The following is a 12,692-nucleotide window of genomic DNA, read 5'->3' as shown; positions in this document are numbered from 1 at the left end:
CTGGCGGCGGCGCGGCCGTCGTACAACGTGCTGGCGCTGGAGGTCTGGCTGCCGGGGGTGGCGGAGAGCCTTGGGCGGGTGGGTGACGCGGGGGCCACCAATGTGCGGTTCTGCGGGGTCGATGCGGTGTGGACCTTCGAGCACCTGTTGGCCGCGGACAGCATCAGTGAGGTCTGGACGTTCTTCCCCGACCCCTGGCACAAGACGCGCCACAACAAGCGGCGCCTCGTCAACGTCGAGAACGCGCACCTGGTGGCGTCGCGGCTGGAGCCGGGTGGGCTGTGGCGGCTGGCGACGGACTGGGCCGACTATGCCGAGCAGATGGAGGCCGTGCTGGGAGCCGAGCCCCTGCTCGATGGTGGGCCCGTCGAGCGCTGGGACGAGCGCCCGGTGACGAAGTTCGAGCGCAAGGGGTTGGCCAAGGACCGCGTCATCGCGGACTTCGCGTACCGGCGTGTCACCGGACATTAACTTCCGCGATGCGGCGTGGCGCCCTCATCAGTTGGATGACGGGCGTACTTTCCGATCAGTGGCAGGTGGGGAAGCCGGCCACATCGGGAGGCCCGACGTGAACCATCACGACTGTGCAACCCGGTCCGTCTACCAGGGATAGGGCCGGGGCCCTACAGGGGCGCGGTCCGGTGAGGTTTCACGTGTCGAACACGAAGGCCCAGGCCACCACCCGTCGTACCTATGTCCTCGACACCAGCGTGCTGCTGGCAGACCCGGCCGCCCTGCGCCGGTTCGAGGAACACGAGGTCGTCCTGCCGGTGGTGGTGATCACGGAGCTCGAGGCAAAGCGGCATCACCCGGAGCTGGGGTACTTCGCCCGCAGCGCGTTGCGGATGCTCGACGAGTTGCGGGTCAAGCACGGTCGGCTGGACTCACCTGTCCCAGTGGGCGACGACGGCGGAACCATCCGCGTCGAGCTCAACCACACGGACGCTTCCTCGCTGCCGTCGGGCTTCCGGCTCGGGGACAACGACACGCGGATCCTCGCGGTGGCGCGCAACCTCGCCGACGAGGGCCACGACGTCATCCTGGTCTCCAAGGACCTGCCCATGCGGATCAAGGCCTCGGCGGTCGGGCTGGACGCCCAGGAGTACCGCGGGGAGACCCTGGGCGACTCCGACACCGGCTACTCCGGGATGGCTGAGGTCGAGGTCTCCGCCGAGGCCCTCGACGAGCTGTACGACGACGGGACCCTCGATCTCGCCGAGGCACGCGAGATGCCCTGCCACGTCGGCCTGGTCATGTTGTCCGAACGCGGCTCTGCGCTCGGGCGGGTGGGGCCGGACAAGCAGGTGCACCTCGTCAAGGGCGACCGCGAGGCGTTCGGCCTGCACGGACGCAGTGCCGAGCAGCGGGTCGCACTCGACATCCTGCTGGACCCCGAGGTCGGCATCGTGTCCCTCGGTGGCCGGGCCGGCACGGGCAAGTCGGCGCTGGCCCTGTGTGCCGGCCTCGAGGCGGTGATGGAGCGCCAGCAGCACAAGAAGGTCGTGGTGTTCCGCCCGCTCTTCGCCGTCGGCGGCCAGGAGCTCGGCTACCTGCCGGGCTCGGAGTCGGAGAAGATGTCGCCCTGGGGCCAGGCCGTGTTCGACACCCTCGGCGCCCTGACCTCGAAGGACGTCGTGGACGAGATCCTCGACCGCGGCATGCTGGAGGTCCTCCCGCTGACCCACATCCGGGGCCGGTCGTTGCACGACTCGTTCGTGATCGTCGACGAGGCGCAGTCCCTCGAGCGCAACGTGCTGCTCACCGTCCTGTCGCGAATCGGAGCGAACTCCAAGGTCGTGCTCACCCACGACGTCGCCCAGCGCGACAACCTGCGCGTCGGACGCCACGACGGTGTCGTCGCGGTGGTGGAGAAGCTCAAGGGCCACCCGCTCTTCGCCCACGTGACGCTGACCCGCTCGGAGCGCTCGCCGATCGCCGCGCTGGTCACCGAGATGCTGGAGAACGTGGTCGTGTAGCGCACCGGCTGACGCCGGGACGTCATACGTTGCGAGGGCTCTCGCCCACGGTTCGTATGACGTCCCCGGCAACCCGGGGCCGCGCATCACCCCGGTGGGACGAGTGGGGCGTACGTGACCACCGTGGTCAATGGGGTCGAAATGAACCGGGGAAACGGGCGCTTCGGTTTGCCTGAGCGAGATCCCTCAGGCATGGTGGTCGCTGGTCGCCGGCGGTGCTGACAATGGAGTCGGGCCCGATCGGGCGGTGATCAAGGTCCTGCTGTCGAGCCCGAGATTCGAGCACTTGTCGAAGCACGCGAACCCTTCACCGAAGCACCGTGGAGCACCGAAGCATGCCCACCTTGCCCAGGCGCCTCGCAAGGCTGCCCGCAACGTGGTCGTACTGTCGTCGGTGGCCGTAGCCGTCACGGGTGTCTCCGTGGCCGCTGGAGTCCTCGGCCAGGATGCTGCTCCGCCCGCCGCGAGCGCTGACCTCGACGCCCTCACCGCTGCCGGGACGGCCGATGTCGCCGTCCCGACCGAGCGGCGCGAAGTGCTCTCCCGCAATGACCGCCGCCCCGAGGCCGACCCCGCGAAGGCCGCCGGCCTCGACGAGTCCGGTCCGGCAGCGCTGACCGACGAGCGCAAGCTCTCCGAGTCGGACCCCAGGGACATCGCCCGCGCGCTCCTCGGTGAGTTCGGCTTCTCGGCCGACCAGTTCGGGTGCCTCGACTCGCTGTGGACCCGCGAGTCGGGCTGGCGCTGGAACGCCGACAACCCCTCGTCGAGCGCCTACGGCATCCCGCAGGCCCTCCCCGGCTCCAAGATGGCCTCGGCCGGCGCCGACTGGCAGAGCAACCCGGCCACCCAGATCCGCTGGGGACTGGGCTACATCCAGAACCGTTACGGCAGCCCCTGCGGCGCCTGGGCGCACAGCGAGTCCCACAACTGGTACTGAGCCGGTCACGCCGCGCCTGCGCAGGTAAAGGCGTGAGCGGGTGCATGATGCCCTCATCGCGGGACATCGGTGTCCCGCGCGACGGAAGGGCACTTCCATGCTCTGGACCATCATCGTCACCCTTGTCGGCGGCACGATCATCGGACTGATCGCCAAGGCCGTCGCGCCGGGTGACCGCGACAAGATCCCGCTGTGGCTGACCACGGTCTGCGGCATCGTCGGCATGCTCGCCGGCAGCTATCTCTACTGGGCCGTCGCGGGCAGCAACAACCCGAACTTCGACGGACACGAGGCCACGGCCGACAACGTGACCAACGGTATCGACTGGCTGCGCCACCTCTGGCAGGTCGCCGTCGCGGCGGTCGCCGTGATCGCGGCGGCTGCGATCACCGGCCGCAACAAGTCCGGAGCCTGATCGAGGCGGTGGCCCGCTCCCGTCAGGGGCGGGTCATCGCATCCAGGTCGAGGGCCGCGTCGAGCTCCTCGAGCGTCAGGACTCCCTGGTCGACGTACCCCATCGCGAGGACGGTCTCGCGGATGGTGCTCCCGGTGGCCAGCGCCTGCTTGGCGACCTTGGCGGCGGCCTCGTAGCCGAGGTGCTTGTTCAGCGGCGTCACGACGGACGGTGATGACGCCGCGTACCGCCGCATCCGCTCCGCGTCCGCGGTGATCCCGTCGATGCAGCGCTGGGCGAGGGTCGTGGTCGCCGTCGAGAGCAGCCGGACCGATTCCAGAACGTTGCGCGCCATCACCGGCATCGCGACGTTGAGCTCGAAGGAACCGCTGGCCCCGGCGGCCGTGACGGCAGCGTCGTTGCCGATCACCTGCATGCAGACCATCACGGTGGCCTCCGGCAGCACCGGGTTCACCTTGCCCGGCATGATCGAGGACCCCGGCTGCAGGTCGGGGAGGTGGATCTCGGCCAGGCCCGTCGTCGGTCCCGAACCCATCCAGCGCAGGTCGTTGCAGATCTTGGTCAGGCCGACCGCGATCGTGCGCAGCACGCCGCTGAGCTCGACGAGCGAGTCCCGGGTGCCCTGCGCCTCGAAGTGGTTGCGCGCCTCGGTGAACGGCTCGCCCGTGGCGGCGCTCAGTGCCCCGATGGCGGCCGCGGCGAACCCGGGCGGCGTGTTGATGCCCGTCCCGACCGCTGTGCCGCCCAGGGGCAGCTCTCGAACGCGAGGCAGCACGGCCTCCAGCCGCTCGATGCCGTAACGCACGGTCGCGGCGTACCCGCCGAACTCCTGGCCGAGGGTGACCGGGGTGGCGTCCATCAGGTGGGTGCGGCCCGACTTCACCAGCGAGGCGAACTCGGTCGCCTTGGCCTCGAGCGAGCCGGCGAGTACGGCGAGCGCCGGCACCAGGTCGCGGACGACGGCCAGGCTCGCGGCCACGTGGATGGCCGTGGGGAAGGTGTCGTTGCTCGACTGACTGGCGTTGACGTGGTCGTTCGGGTGCACCACGACGCCGGACCGTGCGGCGAGGGTGGCGACCACCTCGTTGGCGTTCATGTTGGAGCTGGTGCCCGATCCGGTCTGGAAGACGTCGATCGGGAACTGGTCGTCGTACCGGCCCTCGGCCACCTGTCGGGCAGCCGCCTCGATGGCCGCGGCGAGGTCGGCCGCGAGTACGCCCAGCTCGCCGTTGGCGTGGGCGGCGGCGGCCTTGACCTCGCCGAGGGCGTGGATCAGTGCCGGCTCGATCGGCGTGCCGCTGATCGGGAAGTTCTCGACTGCCCGCTGCGTCTGCGCCTGCCAGAGGGCCAGGGACGGGACCCGCACCTCGCCCATGGAGTCGTGCTCGGTCCGGAAGCTGGCGTCGCTCGTCACGTCCACGACGCTACTCGGCAGGCCATGCCGCGGCCACTGGTGGCGGAGTCAGCCAGCGACGGAGGCGGGTGCGGTCGCCAGTCGGGGCGCCGACCACTTCTGGACGAACTTCGTGGCCTCGGCCGCGGGAAGCGGCCGGGAGTAGTGGTATCCCTGGGCGAAGTGGCACCCGAGCCGGACCAGCTCGTTGCGCTGCTGCTCGGTCTCCACCCCTTCCGCGACGACATCGAGACCGAACGTCTCGCCGAGACGGACGATGGCCTCGACAAGCGCCTGGTCATCGCCTGAGGTGCCGACCCCGTCCACGAAGCTCCGGTCGATCTTCAGGATGCTCACGGGGAACCGCCGAAGGTAGCCGAGCGCCGAGTAGCCGGTCCCGAAGTCGTCGATGGCCAGGTGGACGCCGACTTCGTGCAACTGGGTCATCGCCCGGACGATCTGGGGGTCCCCGCCGGCGAGGATGCGCTCCGTGATCTCCAGTACCAGGGCCTCGTGCGGCAGGCCGTGGCGCTCCAGTGCGGTGATGACGACGTCGACGAATTCCGGATGGGCGAACTCGTGCGGCGTCACGTTCACTCCCATCTTCAGCAATCCGCTGTCGGGCCCGGTGCCTTGCCACTGGGCGGCCTGTTCGACCGCCCGGTCGATCACCCAGGCGCCGACGGCGATCGCGAGGTCGCTGTCCTCGACGACGTCGATGAAGTCGGCGGGAGCAAGCAGCCCACGCTCCGGATGCTGCCAGCGGATCAGGGCCTCGAACCCGACCACGACGGAGGCGTCGAGACCGATGATGGGCTGGTAGTGGAGCACGAACTGGTCCTGTTCCACGGCGAGGTCGAGCTCGCCGGCGGTCCGTGCCCGCAGCTGCATCACGTCGATCAGGGCCGGCCGGAAGAACTGCACGCCGCCCTTTCCGGCGTCCTTCGCCGCGTACATCGCGAGGTCGGCCTGCAGCAGCAGTTCCGCCGCCTGCTGGCCGTACGTGCTGGTCGTGACACCGAAGCTGGCCCCTGCATGAACGCTCTCTCCGCCGATGTCGAACGGCAGCCGGAAGTGCTCGAGCAGGCGCGAGGCGAGCTCGCAGGCCTCCTGGTCGCTCGCCACGCCCTCGACGAGGACCGCGAACTCGTCACCGCCGAGACGCGCACACGAGTCCGACGGCCGCAGGGCGGCCTGCAGCCGCTGCCCGACGCTGGCGAGCAGCGCGTCACCCGCGGCGTGGCCACGGGTGTCGTTGATGATCTTGAAGTTGTCCAGGTCGATCAGGAGGACGGCGATCGGCTTGCGCTCGGGATCGCTGCACGCGAGGGCGCGTTCGACGCGGTCGAGGAACATGGCCCGGTTGGGCAGCTGGGTCAGGGAGTCATGGAAGGCTTGGTACGCGAGGTCGCTCTCGAGCTGGCGGCGTTCGGTGATGTCGTGGAGCGTGACGACCACGCCGCTGACGCTCGGGTCGTCCATCAGGTTCCGGCAGGAGACCTCGAACAGGCGGACCCGGCCGCCGCGGTCCACGATCCGCCACTCGTCGCTCGGTCCGTGCCCCGAGCGGCGCTCGCCGAGCAGGACCCGGCTGAGGAGCAGACGGGCCCTGGAGGCGTCGCCGGCGATCACCATCGACTCCACGGTCCGGTCACGCGGTCCCTCTGGCTCCCATCCCAGCACGGTCTGCGCAGACGGCGTGTTGAACCGGAGCCGGAGCTGTTCGTCGAACACGAGGATGATGTCGGCTGCGTGCTGGAACAACGACCGGAAGTGCGCCTCGCTCCTCCGCTCGGCAACCTGGGCCGTGAGCTCGATGCTGTCGAGGGCAAGCATCATCTGGGACGCCAGGGCGCAGATGGGGTCGATGGTCTCCGGCCGGTCGACGCCAGGGCCGTGGACCATCAGCAGCCCGCTGATCCGCTCCTCACGCACCATCGCGGCCAGCAGCACGGTCTCACCTGCGCCGAGTGCCGCAGCGAGGGCGGGACCGCACGCCGCCGCAGTGGTGAGGACGAACTGCTGGCTGAGCAGCTCGTGCTCGTGGCACCGAAGGAGCGGGTCGAGGCCCTCGTCGGCCGTGCTCCGACGCCTGTCGCTGGAGTCGAACACCACCCGCAGGGGATGGCCGGTCGCGACGAGGAGGCGAGCCGAGTCGCAGGTGACGTCGGTCAGGGCCGCCAGGCCGACACGGTAGACGGTGTCCGGGTCCGAGGCGGCGACCAGGGCCTCGCCGGTACGGCGCATGGCGTACTCCCGGTGGGTCGCCTCGCGGGCCGCGCTGACCAGGCCCTTGAGGCGCAGCGACACCAGGAGGAAGAGCACCGCCGCGGTCGCCGCGGTCTCGAGAACGTGGCCGGAGCGGCCGTGCGAGAGCTCCCACAGCAGCAGGCCGGGAGCGGCGAGCGGGACCAGGGTGAGCAGGAGCAGGCGTCGGCTCGAGATCGGCTGTGGTGTCGGCCGCACCGGCTCGGTGAGGCGCGTCATGTCCGGTGACAGGGCCGCCGCGCCCCAGGCTCCGTAGAACACCATCCAGCCGAGGTCGACGACGCTGCCGGTCGACCAGCTGCCGTTCAGCTGGATCAGCCCGTAGACGGTGTCGGACGCGAGCAGGCCGACGGTGCCGATGCTGAGCAGCCACAGCGAGTGTGGTCGTCGCCCGGTGCCGATGAGGAGTCGCGCCAGCACGGCGAGGATCAGGACGTCTCCGAGCGGGTAGCCGATCGACACCGCCTTCTGGCCCCAGGTCAGCGTCGCGTCCTGTGTGTAGGGCTCGATCAGGTAGACCCAGACCAGCAGCCCGAGGGCCACGGTGACGATGCTGGCATCAATGGCGGCATGCTTGTCGCCGAGCGGCTTGACCACCCGGACCAGCACGAGCAGCCCGCCCGCAACCAGCGGGTACATCGCGAGATAGAACCCGTCGGCCGCGGAAGGGTACGGGTTGACCTGGCCGAACACGCTCGTCAGCAGGTCGTACGTCGTGTCTCCAGCCATCAGGGCGGAGACCCCCAGGGTCGCCAGCCACCAGGGCAGGCGTCGCCGTGGCCGGTTCACGACGGTGCCGACGACCAGACCGGTGAGCGAGAGCAGCCCGATGGCGGTCCACAGGTAGCGCGGTGCGTCAGGCAGCGCGAGGTACGACACGTACAGCGGAACCGCGACCAGCAGGTAGAGCACGAGCCATGACCTGGGTCGTCGGGGAACCACCGCGAGCGCTCGCGCGCTGTGGGGAGTGGTCCGGCGGCCCGGTCGCTGTTCGAGCATGACAGTCCTTGCGTGACTCGTCGCGACGGTCTTGTCGTGACAGTCCCCAGATCGGCCCGGGTGCAGGGGTCAGTCGCATTTCACCGGAACTGGGGAACAAGGACCCAGGAGAAGTGGCCCGAACGGGCCACGGCGCCTCAGTCGAAGAGCTCGCTGAGCCAGGACTCCTTCTTGCGCTTCTTGTTGTAGCCGTGCTGCTGCTGCGGGGCGTACTGCTGCCGCGGCTGCTGGTAGCCGTCGTACTCGGGCTGGCGCTGCGGAGGGGCTGCCTGTGCACGGGGCTGCTCGGTCTCGACGGAGCGGTCGATGATCTTGTCGAGCTCACCCCGGTCCAGCCAGACGCCGCGGCACTGGGGGCAGTAGTCGATCTCGATTCCGCTCCGCTCGCTCATGACCAGAGTGGTTTCGTCGACGGGGCAACGCATCAGCAGGGTTCCTTTCGAAGGGGGTACACCCGCGTCAACGGACGGCGGTTGCCCGCAGTTCCTGCCGAACGCCGCCAGGGGTCCCAAAACAAGCAGAAGTGCTTGCTTCGCTGATGTGACGTGGCTTACGTTCTGCGCGAACCCGTCACCGAGGAGACACATTGAGCTCGTCCAGCACCGTCTGCCAGGCCTTCCAGCAGACCGCGAAGGTCAACCCCGACGCCGTTGCCGTCCGTACCCCGGGAGACAAGGTCTCCGTCACCTGGCGCGAGCTGTCCGACCGCGTCCGCAAGGTCGCAGCGGGCCTGGCGAGCCTCGGCGTCAAGCGCGGCGACACGGTCGCCATCATGGTGACGAACCGGCCGGAGTCGGCCTGGATCGACGCCGGTGCGATGCACCTGGGCGCCACTGCCTTCTCGATCTACAACACCTCGGCGCCGGAGCAGGTCGCCTACCTCTTCAGCAACGCCGAGAACAGGGTCGTCTTCACCGAGACCGCCCTGCTGCCGACCATCCTCGCGTCCGGCGCGCCGCTCGAGCACGTCATCGTGGTCGACGGGAAGCCCGAGGGCGCCACGATGACCCTGGCGGAGCTGGAAGCCGCCGGCGACCCCGACTTCGACTTCGACGCCGCGTGGAAGGCGGTCACGCCCGACGACCTGCTCACCCTCATCTACACGTCCGGTACGACGGGCCCGCCGAAGGGCGTGCAGCTGACCCACGGCAACCTGATGAGCATCCTGGAGTCGGTGACGGCCAACTTCCCGATGCCGTTCGGTGGGCGGATCACCTCGTTCCTGCCGATGGCCCACATCGCTGACCGCGCCACGTCGCAGTACGGCCTGTGCGCCCGCGGCACCCAGGTCACCTACATCGCTGACCCGCGCACGATCGCCGCCGCCCTCCCCGATTGCAAGCCGACCATCTGGTTCGCCGTCCCGCGCGTCTGGGAGAAGATCAAGGCCGGTGTCGAGGCCAAGGTCGCGAACGAGCCCGACGACAAGAAGCGGAAGATCGCCCAGTTCGCGCTGGGGATGGCCGAGAAGAAGGCCGACGCCCGGCTGGCCGGCAAGGGCCTGAACCCGATCGACTCCGTGAAGTTCGCCGTTGCCGACAAGCTGGTGCTGTCGAAGATGCGCGAGGCCCTCGGCATGCAGGAACTGGTCTGGGCCTGGTCGGGTGCGGCTGCGATCTCTCCCGAGACCCTCAAGTTCTTCATCGGTCTCGGCATCGAGGTCTGTGAGCTGTGGGGCATGTCCGAGACGTGCGGCGGCTCGACCCTCAACCCTCCGGGCAAGCAGAAGCTCGGCACGGTCGGTCCGGCGATCCCCGGTGTCGAGATCAAGCTGGCCGAGGACGGCGAGCTCCTCGTCCGCGGCCCGGGCAACATGATCGGCTACCGCAAGGACCCCGAGAAGACGGCCGAAGCCCTGGACGCCGACGGCTGGATCCACACCGGTGACATCGGCACGGTCGACGAGGACGGGTACTACTCGATCGTGGACCGCAAGAAGGAGCTGATCATCAGCGCCGCCGGAAAGAACATGTCGCCGTCCAACATCGAGAACACCCTCAAGGTGACCACGCCGCTGGCCGCCGCAATCGTCTGCATCGGTGACGCCCGGGCCTTCAACACCGCGCTGGTCGTCCTCGACCCCGACGCCGCGGCGGCGTACGCCGAGAAGGCCGGTGTCGCTGCCGACCCGGCCGTGCTCGCCAAGGACCCCGGCCTTCGGGCGCTGATCCAGCAGGGCATCGACGCCGGCAACGCGAAGCTCTCCCGCGTCGAGCAGGTGAAGAAGTTCGAGGTCGTCCCGTCGTTCTGGATGCCCGGTGGCGACGAGCTCACCCCGACCCTCAAGCTCAAGCGGAAGCCGATCGCCGAGAAGTACTCGGCGCAGATCGACGCGCTCTACGCCTGACCAGGAAGCAGCACAGCGCATGGGGCGCGAACCTCAGCAGGAACGGAGCCGGGCCACCCGGGAGAGCCTTCTCGACGCAACGATCGAGAGCCTGGCTGAAGTCGGGTGGCACGGCACCACCGTCGTGGCGGTGGCGGCGCGCGCGGGCGTCTCCCGCGGCGCCGCCCAGCACCATTTCTCGAGCCGTGACGACCTCGTGCGCGACGCGGTGGAGCGGGTGAGCGAAGGACTCGGCGAGCGGTTGCGCACTCGACCGGTCGACGAGCAGGACGACGACAACCCGGTGCTCGACGTCCTGACCCGCTTGACCAGCGTCTGGACCGACGTGGTCGGCCGGGCCGCGCTGAACCTCTGGGTGGCGGCGGCCTCGGACCCGGCCCTGCGGGCGCTGGTCGTCCCGATAGAGCGCCAGTTCAGCCGTGAGATGGAGGCGCTCACCATCGAGCTGCTGCACGCCGACCCGAGCCGGCAGGAGGTTCAGTCGTCGGTACGGCTGACCCTGGACGTCGCGCGCGGGATCGGCCTCGGCGCGGCGGTCCGCCAGGACCTCCAGCAGCGCAAGGCCGACCTGGCCCAGTGGGCCGCGATCCTCGGCACCATGCCCGGCATCGGGGGCGGACTGGGCCTCTGACCTACTCGGCGGAGCGGACCCGGATCCCGCCGAGCGGCACGGTGACGGCGCCGGACGGGTCGGTGAAGAAGTCGTTGCCCTTGTCGTCGACGACGATGAACGCCGGGAAGTTCTCGACCTCGATCTTCCACACCGCTTCCATGCCGAGCTCGGGGTACTCCAGCACTTCCTGGCTCTTGATGCAGTCCTGGGCCAGTCGTGCGGCCGGGCCACCGATCGAACCGAGGTAGAACCCGCCGAACTCGTTGCAGGCCTCGGTGACCTGCTTGCTGCGGTTGCCCTTGGCGAGCATCACCATCGAGCCGCCGGCGGCCTGGAACGCCTTGACGTAGGAGTCCATCCGGCCGGCAGTCGTCGGGCCGAAGGACCCGGACGCCATGCCTGCCGGGGTCTTGGCGGGGCCGGCGTAGTAGACCGGGTGGTTCTTGAGGTACTCCGGCATCGGCTGGCCCGAGTCGAGCAGCTCCTGGATCTTGGCGTGCGCGATGTCGCGCGCCACGACCAGCGGACCGGTGAGCGAGAGCCGGGTCTTCACGGGGAACTGCGAGAGCTGGGCAAGGATCTCGCTCATCGGGCGGTTCAGGTCGACCTCGACCACCTCGCCGCCGGAGATGTCCTCGGCGACGCCGGCGTCGGGCATGTACTGCGCGGGGTCGGTCTCCAGCTGCTCCAGGAACACGCCGTCCGCGGTGATCTTGCCCAGTGCCTGGCGGTCGGCCGAGCAGGAGACCGCGATCGCCACGGGGCAGGACGCGCCGTGGCGGGGGAGGCGGACCACGCGCACGTCGTGGCAGAAGTACTTGCCACCGAACTGTGCGCCGATCCCGAACTCCTGGGTGAGCTTGAAGACCTCCTCCTCGAGCTCGAGGTCGCGGAAGCCGTGGGCGCTCATGCTGCCCTCGGTGGGGAGGTTGTCGAGGTAGTGCGCCGAGGCGTACTTCGCGGTCTTGAGGGCGAACTCCGCGCTGGTGCCGCCGATGACGACCGCCAGGTGGTACGGCGGGCAGGCGGCCGTGCCGAGCGAGCGGATCTTCTCGTCCAGGAACTCCAGCATCCGCTTGGGGTTCAGGACGGCCTTGGTCTCCTGGAACAGGAAGGACTTGTTGGCCGAGCCGCCGCCCTTGGCCATGAAGAGGAACTTGTACTCCGGCCCCTTCTCGCCCTGGGCCGTCGAGTAGAGCTCGATCTGGGCCGGCAGGTTGGTGCCGGTGTTCTTCTCGTCGTACGTCGTCAGCGGGGCGAGCTGGCTGTAGCGCAGGTTCAGCTTCGTGTAGGCGTCGTACACGCCCCGGCTGATCGCCTCGCCGTCGTCGGCGCCGGTGAGGACGCCTTCGGACTTCTTGCCCATCACGATCGCGGTGCCGGTGTCCTGGCACATCGGCAGCACGCCGCCGGCGGAGATGTTGACGTTCTTGAGCAGGTCGAGCGCCACGAAGCGGTCGTTCCCCGAGGCCTCGGGGTCGTCGATGATCTTGCGCAGCTGCTTGAGGTGCGCCGGGCGCAGGTAGTGGCTGATGTCGTGCATCGCCTCGGAGGTGAGCCGCTGGATCGCGGCCGGATCGACCTGGAGGAACGTGCGGCCGTCAGGCCCCTCGACCGTCGAAACGCCTTCGGTCGTGATCAACCGGTAGGGGGTGTCGTCCTTGCCGGTCGGAAGGAGGTCGGAATACCGGAACTCTGCGTCAGCCACGACTACCGAGGATATCGCTGATCCGGAATGACG

The 12,692-nt window shown here is 69.3% G+C and carries 10 protein-coding genes; 6 read left to right on the top strand and 4 right to left on the bottom strand.

Annotation, left to right across the window (positions count from 1 at the left end; genetic code table 11):
* The 4 genes from trmB to ACOADB_RS09130 form a co-directional block, all read left to right on the top strand.
* The coding region (trmB, locus tag ACOADB_RS09145) for a tRNA (guanine(46)-N(7))-methyltransferase TrmB (RefSeq protein WP_378597647.1) at positions 1-471 on the top strand (471 nt) is incomplete at its 5' end.
* 182 nt (positions 472-653) lie between these two features.
* Complete coding sequence (locus ACOADB_RS09140) at positions 654-1,976, top strand: PhoH family protein (RefSeq protein WP_378597646.1); 1,323 nt, start codon at positions 654-656, stop codon at positions 1,974-1,976.
* 394 nt (positions 1,977-2,370) lie between these two features.
* Complete coding sequence (locus ACOADB_RS09135) at positions 2,371-2,916, top strand: lytic transglycosylase domain-containing protein (RefSeq protein ID WP_378597645.1); 546 nt, start codon at positions 2,371-2,373, stop codon at positions 2,914-2,916.
* A 97-nt stretch (positions 2,917-3,013) separates the two neighbouring features.
* Complete coding sequence (locus tag ACOADB_RS09130) at positions 3,014-3,331, top strand: GlsB/YeaQ/YmgE family stress response membrane protein (protein WP_378597644.1); 318 nt, start codon at positions 3,014-3,016, stop codon at positions 3,329-3,331.
* Between the two features lie 22 nt (positions 3,332-3,353).
* Here the strand turns inward: ACOADB_RS09130 and ACOADB_RS09125 are convergent, their stop codons facing one another.
* The 3 genes from ACOADB_RS09125 to ACOADB_RS09115 all read right to left on the bottom strand — a co-directional run bounded on the left by ACOADB_RS09125 (position 3,354) and on the right by ACOADB_RS09115 (position 8,383).
* Entirely contained in the window at positions 3,354-4,745 is a 1,392-nt protein-coding gene (locus tag ACOADB_RS09125; RefSeq protein WP_378597643.1) for a class II fumarate hydratase, read from the bottom strand.
* Positions 4,746-4,793: 48 nt separating this feature from the next.
* Positions 4,794-7,904 carry an EAL domain-containing protein gene (locus ACOADB_RS09120; RefSeq protein ID WP_378597642.1) on the bottom strand — a complete coding sequence of 1,037 codons (3,111 nt, stop codon included), beginning with the start codon at positions 7,902-7,904 and terminating at the stop codon, positions 4,794-4,796.
* Positions 7,905-8,128: 224 nt separating this feature from the next.
* Positions 8,129-8,383 (bottom strand): zf-TFIIB domain-containing protein, encoded by a 255-nt coding sequence (locus ACOADB_RS09115; RefSeq protein WP_378597641.1) that lies wholly within the window; start codon positions 8,381-8,383, stop codon positions 8,129-8,131.
* Positions 8,384-8,577: 194 nt separating this feature from the next.
* Between ACOADB_RS09115 and ACOADB_RS09110 the strand changes: the two genes are divergently transcribed.
* Both ACOADB_RS09110 and ACOADB_RS09105 read left to right on the top strand, forming a co-directional pair.
* Positions 8,578-10,338 carry an AMP-binding protein gene (locus tag ACOADB_RS09110; protein WP_378597640.1) on the top strand — a complete coding sequence of 587 codons (1,761 nt, stop codon included), beginning with the start codon at positions 8,578-8,580 and terminating at the stop codon, positions 10,336-10,338.
* A 19-nt stretch (positions 10,339-10,357) separates the two neighbouring features.
* Positions 10,358-10,969, top strand: coding sequence for a TetR/AcrR family transcriptional regulator (locus tag ACOADB_RS09105; RefSeq protein WP_378597639.1), 612 nt, complete (start codon positions 10,358-10,360; stop codon positions 10,967-10,969).
* 1 nt (position 10,970) lies between these two features.
* Here the strand turns inward: ACOADB_RS09105 and ACOADB_RS09100 are convergent, their stop codons facing one another.
* Positions 10,971-12,659 (bottom strand): fumarate hydratase, encoded by a 1,689-nt coding sequence (locus ACOADB_RS09100; protein WP_378597638.1) that lies wholly within the window; start codon positions 12,657-12,659, stop codon positions 10,971-10,973.
* Between the last annotated feature and the right edge of the window lie 33 nt (positions 12,660-12,692).

The sequence above is a fragment of the Nocardioides sp. CPCC 206348 genome (assembly GCF_048654705.1).
GTDB lineage: Bacteria > Actinomycetota > Actinomycetes > Propionibacteriales > Nocardioidaceae > Nocardioides.
This window is presented reverse-complemented; position numbering and strand designations above follow the sequence as displayed.

Bases quoted from the DNA above. Each gene is read 5' to 3' on its own strand.
- ACOADB_RS09130 (WP_378597644.1), top strand. From the start codon at position 3,014: ATGCTCTGGACCATCATCGTCACCCTTGTCGGCGGCACGATCATCGGA.
- ACOADB_RS09115 (WP_378597641.1), bottom strand. From the start codon at position 8,383: ATGAGCGAGCGGAGCGGAATCGAGATCGACTACTGCCCCCAGTGCCGC.
- ACOADB_RS09105 (WP_378597639.1), top strand. From the start codon at position 10,358: ATGGGGCGCGAACCTCAGCAGGAACGGAGCCGGGCCACCCGGGAGAGC.